Origin of the sequence: Streptomyces sp. NPDC091271 (assembly GCF_044757505.1) — a bacterium.
Taxonomy (GTDB): Bacteria; Actinomycetota; Actinomycetes; order Streptomycetales; family Streptomycetaceae; genus Streptomyces.
Window position 1 is genome coordinate 883,932 of the sequence record NZ_JBIVVD010000003.1, and the last position, 12,985, is coordinate 896,916.

Below are 12,985 nucleotides of genomic sequence, written 5' to 3' on the forward strand. Positions count from 1 at the left end.
AGTTCGCACGGAATCCAGGTCCCGGTTCGCGCGAAATCCGGCCCTTCCTCCCTGAAAGGTCCGGGTCCTACTCCGCCCGGTCTGCCGTGAGGTACGCGATGATCATGTCGCCCAGCATGGTCCGGTAGTGCTCGCGCCGGCCGGTGTCCACGAGGTCGCGGCCGAAGAGCGCGCCGAAGGTGTGTCTGTTCGCGATCCTGAAGAAGCAGAACGAGCTGATCATCGCGTGCAGATCCACGGCGTCGACATCCGCCGTGAACAGCCCCGACGCGCGCCCCGTGTCGAGGATGCGCCGCAGGACCTCGATCGCCGGGGAGCTGATACGGCTCAACTCGGCCGAGGCCGCGATGTGTTCGGCCTCGTGGATGTTCTCGATGCTGACCAGCCGGATGAAGTCCGGGTGGTCCTCGTGGTGGTCGAAGGTCACCTCGGCCAGCCGGCGCACCGCCGCCACGGGGTCGAGGTGCTCGACGTCGAGCAGCTGTTCCGCCTCCCGGATCCTGGTGTACGCCCGCTCCAGGACCGCGGTGAACAGCTGCTCCTTGCCGCCGAAGTAGTAATAGATCATCCGCTTCGTGGTGCGGGTGCGGGCGGCGATCTCGTCGACCCGGGCGCCCGCGTAGCCGATGCGGGCGAACTCCCGCGTCGCCACGGTGAGGATCTCGTCCTTGGTGCGCGCCGCGTCACGGGTCCGCACGACGGGCTGGGCGGGTCCTTCGGTGCTTGTCATCCGGATCCTTCGCGGCAGGTGGTGCGTGCTCGCGATTCTAGAGCGGGTGCCCGGGGAGGCTGATTCGGCCCGGGGTCTTCCCTGGGCGGCCATCTTTCGGTATGACTAACTAACCAGTCCGTACATTACGTCGACACAGCCACAGGAAGTGAACGATGCCGAACACCCCGGCCCCGCCCCCTGGCGTCCCGGTCCTCGTGCTGAACGGCCCCAATCTCAATCTGCTGGGCCTGCGCGAGCCGGAGGTCTACGGCAAGGACACCCTGGCCGGCATCGACGAGCTCTGCCGGAACACGGCGGCGGCCCTCGGTCTGCGCGCCGACTGCCGGCAGAGCAACCACGAGGGGGTGCTCATCGACGCCATCCACGAAGCCCGCACCGCGTACCGGGGCATCGTGATCAACCCCGCCGGGTACAGCCACACCTCGGTGGCCGTCCGTGACGCGCTCGCCGCCGTGGAGCTGCCGGTCGTGGAGGTCCACCTCTCGAACGTCCACCGGCGGGAGGCCTTCCGCCACCACAGTCACGTCTCGGCCGTCGCCGACACCGTCATCTGCGGGGCGGGTGCCCACGGATACGCCCTGGCGCTCACCCACCTCGCCCAGCTACTGGAGGAGAACCGGTGAGCCCGGACTCGTATCTCGTCGGCCTCATCGGCTCCGGCATCGGCCCCTCGCTCAGCCCCGCGCTCCACGAACGCGAAGCGGACCGGCAGGGGCTGCGCTATCTCTACCGCCTGATTGACATCGGCACCCTCGGTGTACCGCCGGAGAGGACCGGTGAACTCGTCCGCTCCGCACGCGACATGGGCTACGACGGCCTCAACGTCACCCATCCCTGCAAGCAGCAGGTGCTCGCCCACCTCGACGCGCTCTCGCCGCAGGCCGAGGCGCTCGGCGCGGTCAACACCGTGGTCTTCGACGGTGACCTCGCGATCGGTCACAACACCGACGCGACCGGCTTCGCCGCCTCCTTCGCGCGCGGTCTGCCCGACGCGCCGCTGGAGCGGGTCGTGCAGCTCGGAGCGGGCGGGGCCGGAGCCGCTGTCGCCCACGCCCTCCTCGCCCTCGGCGCCGGCCGGCTCACCGTCCTGGACGCCCTGCCCGACCGTGCCGCCGCGCTCGCGGCCTCCCTGAACCGCCACTTCGGCCCCGGCCGGGCAGCGGCGGCGGACCTCCTGGACATCGCGGCACGGACGGCAGGCGCCGACGGCCTGGTCAACGCCACACCCATCGGCATGGCCGCCCACCCCGGGCTCCCGCTCCCCGAGGAACTGCTGCACCCCGGCCTGTGGGTCGCCGAGGTCGTCTACCGGCCGCTGGAGACCACGCTCGTACGCACGGCCCGCGCGATCGGCTGCCCGACCCTCGACGGCGGGGGCATGGCCGCCTACCAGGCCGCCGACGCCTTCCGGCTCTTCACCGGCCGCGAACCCGACACCGCCCGCATGCTCGCGGACATCGCCGACCTCACGTCCACCCACTGAACTCGCAGGAAGCCCGCAGGAGGACCGACATGCGCACGTCCATCGCCACCGTCTCGCTCAGCGGCACGCTCACCGAGAAGCTCACCGCGGCGGCACGCGCCGGCTTCGACGGCGTGGAGATCTTCGAGAACGACCTGATCGGGAGCCCGCTGAGCCCCGAGGAGATCAGGGACCGGGCGGCCGACCTCGGTCTGACGATCGACCTCTTCCAGCCGATGCGCGACATCGAGGCCGTCCCCGCCGACGAGTTCGCCCGCAACCTGCGGCGCGCCGAGCACAAGTTCCGGCTCATGCGGCGGCTCGGCGCCGACACCGTCCTGGTCTGCTCCAGCGTGTCGCCCCACGCCGTGGACGACGACGCCCTCGCCGCCGAGCAGCTACGCCGGCTGGCGGACCTCGCGCAGGAGTCGGGCATCCGCGTCGCGTACGAGGCGCTGGCGTGGGGCCGTCATGTCAGCACGTACGAGCACGCCTGGCGCATCGTCGAGGCCGCGGACCACCCCGCCCTCGGGGTCTGCCTGGACAGCTTCCACATCCTGGCCCGGGGCTCCGACGTCGCGGGGATCGAGGCCATCCCCGGCGACAAGATCTTCTTTCTGCAGCTCGCCGACGCCCCGCAGATGTCGCTCGACGTGCTGCAGTGGAGCCGCCACCACCGCTGCTTCCCGGGCCAGGGCGACCTCGACGTCACCGGTCTGGTGCGGGCCGCCGTCCGCGCCGGATACGACGGGCCCCTCTCCCTGGAGGTGTTCAACGACGTCTTCCGCCAGGCGGACGCGGGCCGCACCGCGGTGGACGCCCTGCGCTCGCTGACACTGCTCCAGGAGTCGGCCGGACTGACCGCGCCTCCGGCGCCGGTCGTCCCCACCGGGTTCGCCTTCGTCGAGATCGCCACGGCCGACACGGCCAGGATCGCGCCCCTGCTGACGGCGCTGGGCTTCTCCCGTACGGCCAGGCACTCCGGGAAGCCGGTGGACCTCTGGGAACAGGGCGAGGCCCGCATCCTGCTCAACACCGACACCGGCAGCCACCGGCCGGAGCCCTCGCTCACCGCGGTGGGCCTGGAGAGCCCCGACCCGTCGGGTGCCTCAGCGCGGGCCGAGTCGCTGCTCGCCCCCGTCCTGCCCCGGCGCCGCGCCCCCGGTGACGCCCCGCTGGACGCGGTGGCCGCGCCCGACGGCACCGAGTTCTTCTTCTGCGTCACCGACCGTCCACAGGACACGGAAGAGGGCACCGCCCGAGCCGGCTGGACCGGTGACTTCGCGCCCACCCCGCACACCCCCGGCCCGGTCGGGATCACCCGCGTCGACCATGTGGCGCTGACCCAGCCCTGGCACCACTTCGACGAGGCGACCCTCTTCCACCGCGGGGTGCTCGGTCTCCAGCCGCACGCGAGCGTCGACCTCGCCGACCCGTACGGCCTGCTCCGCAGCCGCGCCGTCAGCAACGAGGACGGCACCGTGCGCATCGCCCTCGGCGTGGGGGCGTCCCCCACCCAGGACCCGGCCCGGGGAGGACGCCCCCAGCACGTGGCCCTGGCCACCGACGACCTCGTCACCGCCGTCCGCCGCGCCCTCGCGGCCGGCGCCCGGATGCTGCCCGTGCCCGCCAACTACTACGACGACCTGGCGGCGCACTACGACTTCGCCCCGGGCGAGCTGGAGACCTACCGCGAACTCGGCATCCTCTACGACCGGGACGGGAAGGGGGAGTTCCGGCACTGCTACACCGTGACGACCGGCCGCGTCTTCTTCGAACTCGTCGAACGCGTCGGCGGATACGACGGGTACGGCGCCAGGAACGCCCCCGTCAGGCTCGCCGCGCAGCACGCACTGGCCGACTGATCAGTCCGGGAGCGCCTCGAAGTCCGCCCGCGCGTCGAAGTCCGCCCGCGCGTCGAACGCGGCGCGGCGGGTGGCCCGGCGCAGGGCTCTCAGCAGCGTGGGGCCGATGGCCACCGTCAGGGCGACCGTGAGGACGGCGCGGCCCAGGTCCCAGCCGATCGAGGTGGCGGTGCAGTAGGCGAGGAAGCGGACCAGGTTCTCGGTGAGCGGGTCGCCCGGGACGAAGGAGATGCCCGAGCCGAGCCCCGGCACGATCGTCCAGCCGTACAGATTCATCACGGTGCCGTACGCGAACGCCGCCGCGAAGCCGTACCCCGCCAGCATCAGCAGCTCGCCCCGGCCGCGCAGCCGGTCCGGGCCCGGCAGCAGGCCCGCGCCCATGGTGAACCAGCCCATCGACAGCATCTGGAACGGCATCCACGGCCCGACCCCGCCCGTGAGCAGCGCCGAGGCGAACATCGTGACCGAGCCGAGCACGAAGCCGAAGCCCGGGCCCAGCACCCGGCCGCTCAGCACCATCAGGAAGAACATGGGCTCCAGGCCGGCCGTTCCCGCGCCCAGCGGACGCAGTGCCGCACCCACCGCGGCGAGGACGCCCAGCATCGCGACGGCCTTCGCGTCCAGACCGGAGTCCGCGATCGTCGCGAGGACCACCCCGACGAGCAGCACCAGCAGGACGGCGAAGAGCCACGGCGCGTCCTGCGCGTGGGCGAGACCGGAGTCCGCCCCCGCCAGCAGCGGCCAGCCGAAGGCGACCAGCCCGACGGCGCTGATCAGGACGAGGGCGGCGACGGCGTGCGGACCGAGCCTGACCGGGCGAGTGGACCGGGCCGTCACGCGAGAGCCTCCAGAGCCCTGCGCACCTGCGACACGGTCAGCCACTCCCGTGGCGCCAGGATCTTCGAGATCTGCGGGGCGAACGCGGGCGAGGAGACCACGACCTGCCGGGTCGGGCCGTCGGCGACGGCCTCACCGTCCGCCAGGATCACGACCCGGTCGGCCAGCTCCGCCGCCAGCTCCACATCGTGCGTGGCCAGGATGATCGCGTGGCCCTCGGCGGCCAGCCGGCGCAGTACGCCGACGAGCCGCCCCTTCGCCGCGTAGTCCAGCCCCCGCGTCGGCTCGTCCAGGAGGAGGAGCGGGGGCCGGGCGGTGAGCACCAGGGCGAGGGCCAGCGCGAGCCGCTGGCCCTCCGAGAGATCACGGGGGTGGATGTCGTCGGGCACCCCGGGCAGCAGCTCGGAGACCAGGGCCCGGCAGCTGCCCCCGGGCGCGCCCGCGTCGGAGTCGGCGGCCGCGCACTCGGCGGCGACCGTGTCCGCGTACAGCAGGTCGCGCGGCTCCTGCGGCACGAGCCCGACCCGGCGCACCATGTCGCGCGGCGGCGTACGGGACGGGTGCAGGCCGCCGACCAGGACGGATCCCGTGGTCGGCTCGGTCATCCCGACGAGGGTCGTCAGCAGCGTCGACTTCCCCGCGCCGTTACGGCCCATCAGGGCCACGGTCTCGCCCGGCGCGACGGACAGCGTCACCCCGCGCAGCGCCTGGACCCGCCCGTGCCGGACCCCGAGCCCCTCGACCCGGGTGACCGCGTCGAGGACCGGGGGGATCGCGGGCGCCGCGGCCGGGCGGCGGCCGAGCAGCCGGCCCAGCAGGCCGGGGCGGACGGAGGGGGGAGCGGGGAGCGGAGCCACCGCGGCGGCCGCCGGGGTCTCGCGCGCCGGCGGTTCCACATCCGCGAGACGCTCCCGCAGGTCCACCGCACGGCGCCGGGCGTCGCGCACCGACAGCGGCAGCGGGTCCCAGCCCACGAGCCGGCCCAGCGCCACCACCGGCGGCCGGACGGGCGAGAGGGCCATGATGTCGGCGGGCGCGCCCATCACCGGGGCGGCGCCGGGCGCGGGCAGCAGGAGGACCTGGTCGGCGTACTGCACCACACGCTCCAGGCGGTGCTCGGCCATCAGCACCGTCGTGCCCAGGTCGTGCACCAGCCGCTGGAGGACCGCCAGGACGTCCTCGGCCGCCGCCGGGTCCAGGGCGGACGTCGGCTCGTCGAGAACGAGGACCCTGGGGTGCGGGGTGAGGACCGAGCCGATCGCGACCCGCTGCCGCTGGCCCCCGGAGAGCGTGGCGATCGGCCGGTCGCGGAGCTCCGCCAGCCCCAGCAGATCCAGCGTCTCCTCGACACGGCGGCGCATCACGTCCGGGGCGAGGCCCAGCGACTCCATGCCGTACGCCAGCTCGTCCTCCACGGTGTCCGTCACGAAGTGGGCGAGCGGATCCTGGCCCACCGTGCCCACCAGGTCGGCGAGTTCACGCGGCTTGTGGGTCCGGGTGTCCCGGCCGCCGACGGTGACCCGGCCGGTCAGCACCCCGCCCGTGAAGTGCGGCACGAGACCGGACACGGCACCCAGCAGAGTCGACTTGCCGACACCGGACGGGCCGACGGCCAGCACCAGTTCGCCCTCGGGGATCGTGAGGTCGACCCCGGACAGGGTGGGGCGCTCCGCGCCCTCGTACCGCACCGAGACGTTCTCGAACCGGATCATGAGCGCTCCTTGGAGTCCGAGGGGGAAGGCGGCAGCGGGGCCACCACGGCGGGCAGCAGCCCGATCAGCACGGCGGCGGCCGGCCACAGCGGCAGGACGGGGGCGGTGAGCGGGACGACGCCCGGACGCAGGGCGTCCGGGGAGGCGGCGCCCGCCCAGATCATCGCAGCCGCGACGGCCGCACCCGAGGCGGCGACGAGCCAGGCGCGTACGCCCCAGCGGTCCGGCCGGTAGCGGGTACGCACCGAGCGGCGCCCGCCGAGCCTGAGCCCGGCCAGCGCCGCGAGCAGCCCGGCCAGCAGCAACGGCAGCCCGTGCGCGGCGCCCTGTGCGGCCAGCAGCCCGTACGTCCCCGCGCACACACCCAGCAGCCCGCCGAGCGTCAGCACATGGGTGGTGCGGCGGACGGCGGGCGGGACCTGCGCGGTGCGCCCGTACCCCCGCGCGTCCATCGACGCCGCGACGGCCACCGACCGCTCCAGCGCGCCCTCCAGCACCGGCAGCCCGATCTGGAGCACGGCTCCGACCCCGCCGGTCGGGCGGCCGCGCAGCCTGCGGGCCGTCCGCAGCCGCGCCACGTCGGCGACCATGTTCGGCGCGAAGGTCATCGCGACGACGACGGCGACGCCCACCTCGTAGAGGGCGCCGGGCAGCGACTTCAGCAGGCGGGCCGGGTTGGCCAGCGAGTTCGCGGCCCCGACGCAGATCAGCAGGGTGGCCAGCTTCGCGCCCTCGTACAGTGCGAACACCACCTGCTCCGCCGTGACCCGGCCGCCGATCCTGATCCCCTGCGCCCAGTCGGGCAAGGGCACCCCGGGCATCGTGAACAGGGCATGCGTGCCGGGGACCGAGGAGCCGAGGACGACGGAGAACACCAGCCGTACGCCGACGACGACCAGCCCGAGCTTGATGAACGCCCCGTACGAACGGGCCCACGGGGCGTCCGTGCGGCGCGCCGCCACCACATAGCCGGCCACGCCCACCAGCAGCCCGAGCAGCAGCGGGTTGGTCGTACGGGACGCGGCGGTCGCCAGCCCGAGCGCCCACAGCCACCAGGCCCCGGCCGGCAGCGCGTTGCCCCGGGTGGCCCCGGGGGCGCGCAGGGCAGGGCGGAGCCGGGCCGGGCCGGTGGAGCGGGTCATCGGCGGCGGCGGGCCTGCAGCACAGCGGCGACACCCAGGACGAGCACCGCGCCGACGCCGGTGAGCACACCCACCGACGGGCCGCCGCCGTCGGAACCACCGGCCGTCGCACCGCCGGCGCCGGAGGCGGACGCGGTGGCCGGAACGCTGGACTCCGGCCCGCCGGAGCGCCCGTCGACCTGTTCACCGCAGCCCGACCGCGGATAGCCCGAGATCGCGCAGAGCATCGCGGCGCTGTCGTACCGCAGGGGCTTCGCCACCGAGGCGAGCGCCTCGGCGGTGCTCGCGTCCGGTGCGACCTGGGCGCAGGCGGTACGCGGCGCGGGCGGCTTCTCGCCGTCCGGTGCGTCCTCGGCCGTCCCCGGATCGATGACCAGCGCGACCCGCTTCAGGCCGTCCTTCGCCGGGGTGTCCGCGCAGACGGCCCCGAAGCCGGGTGCGCGACGCGGCTGCGCCGAGTCCTGGGAATCCGCGCTCACCGAGAAGCGGAAACCCTGCACCGCGCCGTCGTCCGGCCGGACGACGGAAGGCCCCTGGGTGGCGTACGTCCAGCTCTTCCCGCCGTCACTGTCCCAGAACGACCAGTAGCGGTAACCGGCCGCCTGCGCGCTCCCCGCGCCCAGCACGGCCAGGACGGCGCCGACGAGGAGGAGCACCGCCGCCGTCCGCAGCGGGCGCCTCACAGCTGCTGGTTCTTCCGGCGTCCGCTGAGCAGGAAGCCGATGCCGGCGCCGAAGGCGAGACCGATGCCGATGATCCACCAGAGGCCGAGCCCCTCGTCGTCACTGCTCGTGTCCGCGGGCTTCTCCGGCGCCGTCGCGGTCGGCGAGGGAACGGCGGTCGCGGCGGGCGCGGGGCCCGTCGTGTTGAGCTGCTTCACGAGGTCGACGCCGCCGAAGTCACGTGCGTCGGTGCCGGTCGCGTGCGCGGCGAGCACCAGTTGGGCGGTGGCGGCGGGGCCGCCCTCCTTCGCCCAGCCCTGGGCGTGCTTCTCCAGATACGCGACCGCTCCGGCCGCCTTGTCCTTGTGGCCGGCCGCCGCCAGCGCCACGACCGCGTCGGCCGTGTTGCCGAAGTCCGGCCGCGGCGCCGACTCCTCGGCGCCCGGCATGGGCGGCAGTTCCAGATGACCCGACCCGGCGAGGGTCTTCGCCAGGTAGTAGGCGCCGTTCTGCGCGGACTGCTCGGGGGTGAGACCGGAACCCCCGGCGCAGACGGGCGCCTTGGCCGCGTTGTAGTTCCCCGAGGCCATGCCCTTGCCCATCGCGCCGAGGACCGCGGCCGCCGTGGCGTCCGCGTTGGCGGTGAGCTCGCCCTTCTTGTCCGGCTGGTAGGCGAACGCCCCGCCGTCCTTGCCCCCGCAGGGCAGCGCGAAGGTCTGCAGCGCCGTGTACGGCGTCCTGCCACCCTTCCTGGTGACCTCGGCGAGCGGCACACCGGCCCGCGCCAGTGCCCCGGCCACGACGCCGGTGGAGTTGGCGTCGCTCGGGCTGCCCGGGTTGTAGCCCCAGCCGCCGTCCTCGTTCTGTACGGACTTCAGCCAGCTGACGCCGTTGTCCACGACCTCACGGTGCACGGCCAGCTCGACCATGGCCTGGACAGCCGCCGCGGTGGCGTTGGTGTCAGCCACCGTCTTCGCGTCGCAGGGCTTGGAGGCGTCGCGGTAGGAGGGGAAGGCCCCGCTGTCGCACTGCTGGCCGACGAGCCAGTCCACCGACTGCGTGGCGGGCGTGACCAGCTCGATCTTCTGGGCGAGGAAGGCGAGCGACTGGCGCCACACCCCGTCGTACGTCGGGTCCTCGGTGCCGTACAGCCCGGCCGGGAGTTCAGGCGTGGACGGGGTCGGACTCGGCGCGGCGACCGCCACCGGGGCGGCCGCTCCACAGAGCACGGCGGTGATCGCGAGCGCTGCCGCGCGGCGGCGTACGGACATGGCGGACTGGGCCTCTCGAATGGGGTTTCTCCCCTGCTCGAGCTGGCCGAGCGCTCGGGGAAGGGTCGGCGCCGGATTCGCACCGGCTTCCCCCTGTACGGGCATGATGACGATCCGCCCACTCTACCGGGGCGCTTTCGAACCCCTCCGGGCGGACAGCCGCACTCCCTGGGCGAAGGGCCTTCCCAGCAGGTCAGACCCCATGCGAGACTCCGGCGGGGGGTCACACGGGCGCGTGCCCGTGGGGTTGGGACGACCGGTGGGAAGCACCAGTGCGCAGACGAAGGACGGCGGCCGTCACCGCCGTGGCGGCCGGATTCATGACGGTGACCACGGGCTGCGGCCTCATCAGTGACAGCGAGAGCGCACCACCCCCTTCCCCGGCCCCCACCCCGCCTTTCACCACACGGACGGTCGCCGACGAGATAGCCGGCTTCGCCGAGGCCGCGGGCCTGCCGCCCGGCGACACCTCCACGGCCCGGCTGCCGGAGGGCGACTGGAACGGCTGCGTCGCGCCCTGGACGGGCTACGCGCCGGCGGCGGACGCCGCCGGCGCCTTCGAGGCGACGGTGATGCGGCTGCGGCAGCACGACTGGGAGATCGTCTCCAGCCATGCCGAGCAGGACGTCACCTACCGCACCCTCGCCAAGCGGGGCTGGAAGCTGTACGCCCGGTACTACGCGGTGGAGAACGCCGGACGGACCGTGTCCCTCACCGCCGTCGAGGACGGCTGCCGCCTTCCGGGGAAGGTCAGGGACGACTACGAGGACCCGGCCTGACAGCCGGAGTCGGCGATCACGAAGTGGCCCGCGGGCGACTCCCTGAGGGTGTGGGTGACGAAGACGTTGTACAGCCCCATGTCCTGCTCCGAACCGTTCGCGTAGGCGTGGCCGCCCGAGGTGTGGGCCCGGCCCGCCGTCACATGGGCGTAGTTCGTCGCCGTGAAGCAGCGCGCCGGGTCCGTACCGCCGGACGTGGTCGCGGTCACGGCGGACGAGGCCGCCCCGGCGGCCCCCGAGGAGTCGGTCGCGGTCACGGTGTAGCGGTAGGAGGTGCCCGCGGTCAGCCCGGTGTCCGTGAAGGACGTCGACGCGGTCGTGGTCACCTTCGCGCCGTCGCGGTACACCGCGTAGGAGGCCGCGCCCTGGACCGTGTTCCACGCCAGTGAGGCACTGCTGTCCGTGACCCCGGTGACCTTCAGACCGGCGGGGGCCGGCAGCCCGTCCCCACCGCCCGGTGCGTCCTTGTCGAGCCCCCAGAACACGCCCGTGTGGTACGCCGAGCAGATGGTGTTCAGGAAGTAGGCGGCCGTCGACCCGCACTGCTCGGCGCCCGACCCCGGGCTCACCGGCAGGCCGTGTCCCATGCCGGACACGGAGTACGTCTCCACGGCGGGCTGCCCCGACGCGTCCTCGTAGACGCTCCGGGTGGTGTTGCCGGGCAGGCTCTGGGTGCCCGACGGGGTCTGGCCGATGCCCCAGACATCGGTCCACTGGTCGCGCAGCGCCGTGGCGTTGGCCGGGTAGACCGTGTAGTCGGAGGTGCCCTGCCAGATCGCGACCCGGGGCCAGGGGCCGGTCCAGCCCGGGTAGGAGTTGCGCACCTTGTCGCCCCACTGGGCGGGGGAGAGCTTCTGCGGGCCCGTCTGGCAGCCCGACGCGGCGGCCTGGCTGGTCGCGCACTGCGCGGGCAGCCCGGAGGCCACGGACCCGCCCGCGAAGACGTCCGGGTAGGCGGCCAGCAGATCGGCGGTCATCCCGCCGCCCGCCGAGAGCCCGGTGACGTAGACCCGGCGGCCGTCCGAGCCGTACGTCTGCTTCGCGTACTCGACCATCTGCACGACGGACGCCGCCTCGCCCCGGCCCCGGGTGCTCTCGGCCTGGTCGAACCAGCCGAAGCACGACAGGGCGTTGTTCGCCGAGGTGGTCTGCGGGAACACGACGTCGAAGCCCCACAGGTCGGCGTACTTGGTCCAGCCCGAGTTGGTGTAGTACGCGTTGGCCGACTGGGTGCAGCCGTGCAGCGCGACCACCAGGGGCGCGCCCGCGGCGACGTTGCCGGGGGTGTAGGCGAACATCTGCAGGTTGCCGGGGTTCGAGCCGAAGCCCGTGACCTGCTGGAGACCGGCGGCCGCCGGGGCCGCGGGCGCCGCGACGGCGGACACCGGGTGCGCGGCGAGCAGGGTCAGGGCGGCGACGGAGGCGACGCGGCGGAGCAGGCGTCGCAGGATCGGTGGGCGCACGGTGGGGCCTCCTCGTCGGACGTGCGGTCGGACGTGCGGACTGCTGCCGGAACCTATGAGCAGGGGGACCGGCCGCCCATGTGGCAGGCGGACACCGGCCGCGTACCGCTGTGTGCGGCGCTCCTCTTGCGCACGCGTCCCGGACCGCCGGTTCGCGCGGGGCCGCCGGCCCGCACCATGTACTCCGCCACCATGCGGCCGCACCGGGGTGTGTGCACCGACCCCGTGTGATGCGGACCGCGACGTCCTTACGGTGACGCCCATGCAGACTTCCCTGACCTCCCGGCACGACCCCCTCGCCCCCTCCGCTCTCGCCGGACGCACCGCCCTGGTCACCGGGGCCGCGAGCGGCATCGGACTGGCCTGCGCGGAGGCACTCGCCGCAGCCGGAGCCCATGTGCACGTGGTGGACAAGGCGGGCGACGCCGCCAAGAGCCTGGCCGAACGGATCGGCGGTACGCCCTGGGTGGCCGACCTCTCCGTGGCCGATGCGGTGGACGGACTGCCCGCCGACGCGGACATCGTGGTCAACAACGCGGGGCTGCAGCACGTGGCGCCCGTGCACGAGTTCCCGCCGGACACCTTCGCGCTGATCCACCGCGTCATGGTGGAAGCACCGTTCCGCATCTTGCGCCGCACGCTCCCCGGCATGTACGAACGCGGCTGGGGCCGCGTGGTCAACATCTCGTCCGTGCACGGACTGCGCGCCAGCCCCTACAAGTCGGCCTACGTCTCGGCCAAGCACGCACTGGAGGGGCTCAGCAAAGTGGTCGCACTCGAAGCGGCGCCGCACGGCGTGACGAGCAACTGCGTCAGCCCCGGTTACGTCCGCACTCCCCTGGTCGAGGACCAGATCGCGGACCAGGCGCGCAGCCACGGCATCTCCGAACAGGAGGTGGTGGGCCGGGTGCTGCTGGAACGCAGCGCCCTCAAGTCGCTGATCGAGCCCGGCGACGTGGCCGGTGCCGTCCTGTGGCTGTGCGGCCCCGGCACGGCGCACATCACCGGAAGCTCCCTCACGATGGATGGCGGCTGGACCGCCAACTGACGCCCGAACGC

Annotated in this window: 12 protein-coding genes; 5 read left to right on the top strand and 7 right to left on the bottom strand. The window is 73.7% G+C overall.

The window, feature by feature from the left end; genetic code table 11:
- Positions 1–67: 67 nt before the first annotated feature.
- Complete coding sequence (locus ACIQM3_RS15815) at positions 68–730, bottom strand: TetR/AcrR family transcriptional regulator (protein ID WP_401624086.1); 663 nt, start codon at positions 728–730, stop codon at positions 68–70.
- A 155-nt stretch (positions 731–885) separates the two neighbouring features.
- Here ACIQM3_RS15815 and aroQ point away from each other — a divergent pair, with 155 nt between their 5' ends.
- The 3 genes from aroQ to ACIQM3_RS15830 are packed head-to-tail and all read left to right on the top strand — an operon-like array spanning position 886 to position 4,060.
- Positions 886–1,356, top strand: a complete 471-nt coding sequence (aroQ, locus tag ACIQM3_RS15820; RefSeq protein WP_401624088.1) for a type II 3-dehydroquinate dehydratase — start codon at positions 886–888, stop codon at positions 1,354–1,356.
- Complete coding sequence (locus tag ACIQM3_RS15825; protein ID WP_401624089.1) at positions 1,353–2,216, top strand: shikimate dehydrogenase; 864 nt, start codon at positions 1,353–1,355, stop codon at positions 2,214–2,216. Before aroQ ends, ACIQM3_RS15825 begins: the two co-directional genes overlap by 4 nt.
- 29 nt (positions 2,217–2,245) lie before the next feature.
- Complete coding sequence (locus tag ACIQM3_RS15830; RefSeq protein WP_401624091.1) at positions 2,246–4,060, top strand: bifunctional sugar phosphate isomerase/epimerase/4-hydroxyphenylpyruvate dioxygenase family protein; 1,815 nt, start codon at positions 2,246–2,248, stop codon at positions 4,058–4,060.
- Here ACIQM3_RS15830 and ACIQM3_RS15835 read toward each other — a convergent pair whose 3' ends face one another.
- Genes ACIQM3_RS15835 through ACIQM3_RS15855 form a run of 5 tightly spaced genes read right to left on the bottom strand, consistent with a single transcriptional unit; the run spans position 4,061 to position 9,684 of the window.
- On the bottom strand, positions 4,061–4,897 hold the full coding sequence (locus ACIQM3_RS15835) for an ECF transporter S component (RefSeq protein ID WP_401624093.1): 837 nt from the start codon (positions 4,895–4,897) through the stop codon (positions 4,061–4,063). It abuts the gene before it with no gap.
- Positions 4,894–6,609 carry an ABC transporter ATP-binding protein gene (locus tag ACIQM3_RS15840; RefSeq protein ID WP_401624095.1) on the bottom strand — a complete coding sequence of 572 codons (1,716 nt, stop codon included), beginning with the start codon at positions 6,607–6,609 and terminating at the stop codon, positions 4,894–4,896. The genes ACIQM3_RS15835 and ACIQM3_RS15840 overlap by 4 nt, the downstream gene beginning before the upstream one ends.
- The gene (locus tag ACIQM3_RS15845; RefSeq protein ID WP_401624097.1) at positions 6,606–7,751 is read right to left on the bottom strand and encodes an energy-coupling factor transporter transmembrane protein EcfT; all 1,146 of its coding nucleotides are present in this window, start codon (positions 7,749–7,751) and stop codon (positions 6,606–6,608) included. The genes ACIQM3_RS15840 and ACIQM3_RS15845 overlap by 4 nt, the downstream gene beginning before the upstream one ends.
- On the bottom strand, positions 7,748–8,434 hold the full coding sequence (locus ACIQM3_RS15850) for an SCO2322 family protein (RefSeq protein WP_401624099.1): 687 nt from the start codon (positions 8,432–8,434) through the stop codon (positions 7,748–7,750). Before ACIQM3_RS15850 ends, ACIQM3_RS15845 begins: the two co-directional genes overlap by 4 nt.
- Positions 8,431–9,684, bottom strand: coding sequence for a prenyltransferase/squalene oxidase repeat-containing protein (locus ACIQM3_RS15855; protein ID WP_401624100.1), 1,254 nt, complete (start codon positions 9,682–9,684; stop codon positions 8,431–8,433). The genes ACIQM3_RS15850 and ACIQM3_RS15855 overlap by 4 nt, the downstream gene beginning before the upstream one ends.
- A gap of 272 nt (positions 9,685–9,956) precedes the next feature.
- Between ACIQM3_RS15855 and ACIQM3_RS15860 the strand changes: the two genes are divergently transcribed.
- Positions 9,957–10,463 carry a hypothetical protein gene (locus ACIQM3_RS15860; RefSeq protein WP_401624102.1) on the top strand — a complete coding sequence of 169 codons (507 nt, stop codon included), beginning with the start codon at positions 9,957–9,959 and terminating at the stop codon, positions 10,461–10,463.
- Here ACIQM3_RS15860 and ACIQM3_RS15865 read toward each other — a convergent pair.
- The gene (locus ACIQM3_RS15865) at positions 10,445–11,926 is read right to left on the bottom strand and encodes a PHB depolymerase family esterase (RefSeq protein ID WP_401624104.1); all 1,482 of its coding nucleotides are present in this window, start codon (positions 11,924–11,926) and stop codon (positions 10,445–10,447) included. The two genes, ACIQM3_RS15860 and ACIQM3_RS15865, sit on opposite strands and share 19 nt — an antisense overlap.
- A 262-nt stretch (positions 11,927–12,188) precedes the next feature.
- Between ACIQM3_RS15865 and ACIQM3_RS15870 the strand changes: the two genes are divergently transcribed.
- Positions 12,189–12,974, top strand: coding sequence for a 3-hydroxybutyrate dehydrogenase (locus tag ACIQM3_RS15870; RefSeq protein ID WP_401624106.1), 786 nt, complete (start codon positions 12,189–12,191; stop codon positions 12,972–12,974).
- Positions 12,975–12,985 lie beyond the last annotated feature (11 nt).

Excerpts from the sequence above, each read along its gene's own strand:
- ACIQM3_RS15830 (WP_401624091.1), top strand. The coding sequence starts at position 2,246 with ATGCGCACGTCCATCGCCACCGTCTCGCTCAGCGGCACGCTCACCGAG.
- ACIQM3_RS15855 (WP_401624100.1), bottom strand. The coding sequence starts at position 9,684 with ATGTCCGTACGCCGCCGCGCGGCAGCGCTCGCGATCACCGCCGTGCTC.
- ACIQM3_RS15815 (WP_401624086.1), bottom strand. The coding sequence starts at position 730 with ATGACAAGCACCGAAGGACCCGCCCAGCCCGTCGTGCGGACCCGTGAC.
- ACIQM3_RS15870 (WP_401624106.1), top strand. The coding sequence starts at position 12,189 with ATGCAGACTTCCCTGACCTCCCGGCACGACCCCCTCGCCCCCTCCGCT.
- ACIQM3_RS15845 (WP_401624097.1), bottom strand. The coding sequence starts at position 7,751 with ATGACCCGCTCCACCGGCCCGGCCCGGCTCCGCCCTGCCCTGCGCGCC.
- aroQ (WP_401624088.1), top strand. The coding sequence starts at position 886 with ATGCCGAACACCCCGGCCCCGCCCCCTGGCGTCCCGGTCCTCGTGCTG.
- ACIQM3_RS15840 (WP_401624095.1), bottom strand. The coding sequence starts at position 6,609 with ATGATCCGGTTCGAGAACGTCTCGGTGCGGTACGAGGGCGCGGAGCGC.